1 protein-coding gene is annotated in these 842 nt (G+C 56.3%); it reads left to right on the plus strand.

Features of this window, described 5'->3' with window-relative positions; genetic code table 11:
- Positions 1 to 218 precede the first annotated feature (218 nt).
- Positions 219 to 842 (plus strand): prohibitin family protein (locus tag CKO31_RS26185; RefSeq protein WP_200243888.1); only part of this gene is annotated, 624 nt, incomplete at its 3' end.

Raw genomic sequence — 842 nt, forward strand, 5'->3', positions numbered from 1 at the left:
GCGGAGGGCTCGCTGGGATGCCGGCGTCCGAGGGGTTGACACGATCCGCAAGAGTGAACCATCCGCTGATATCGGAAGGTCTTACCGGGTCTTCAACAATTCGCCGGCCTGTCTGCAGACGCTCCCGCGCGAGATCTGAGAAACAGCTATCTCATCATCTCGGCAATGGCATGTTGCGCCGTTGGACTGGCCATCGCAGTGCTTACAACGAGGGCGAAATGAACCAAGACACGTGTGAACATTCGGCGACTCCCGACGAGTATAGTGGGCCTGACCCGAACGCACAGTCAACAGCAGCATGGCGCCGGTGGCTGCGGCGAAACCTGCATGCACTTGCAATAGTCGCATTGCTCCTTCTCGGCGTTGCTGTATTCCTTGCTGATAGGATCTTTATTGTCATTCCGGCGGGGCATGTCGGGGCTCTGTGGAACCGATTCAGTGGAACGCGGGTAGATCGCATCTTTGGCGAGGGTCTACACATCATCAGTCCGTTGGATGTGATGACACCGTACGAGGTGCGCAAGCAGCTTGTGGTGCATACCCTCGATGTCCTGTCCGCAGAGGGCTTGACTGTTTCGCTCGAATTGGCCATTCGCTTCCAGCCCGAGTATAATTTGGTGGGATTGTTGCATGAGACCATCGGTCCGGATTACATGGTTCGGGTCGTGATACCGCAGACCGAATCAGTATTGCGCAAGCAGCTGGGCAATGCGTCTGCCGTGCAGATCTACACCAACGAGGATGGGTTGTTGACTCGTGCACTGCTGATGGCGATGAACGAGGCGGGACGAAATCTCGTTGCCATCGATGACATCGTCATTCTTCAGATCACCCTGCCCGAT

The sequence above is a fragment of the Thiohalocapsa halophila genome (assembly GCF_016583825.1).
Taxonomy (GTDB): Bacteria; Pseudomonadota; Gammaproteobacteria; order Chromatiales; family Chromatiaceae; genus Thiohalocapsa; species Thiohalocapsa halophila.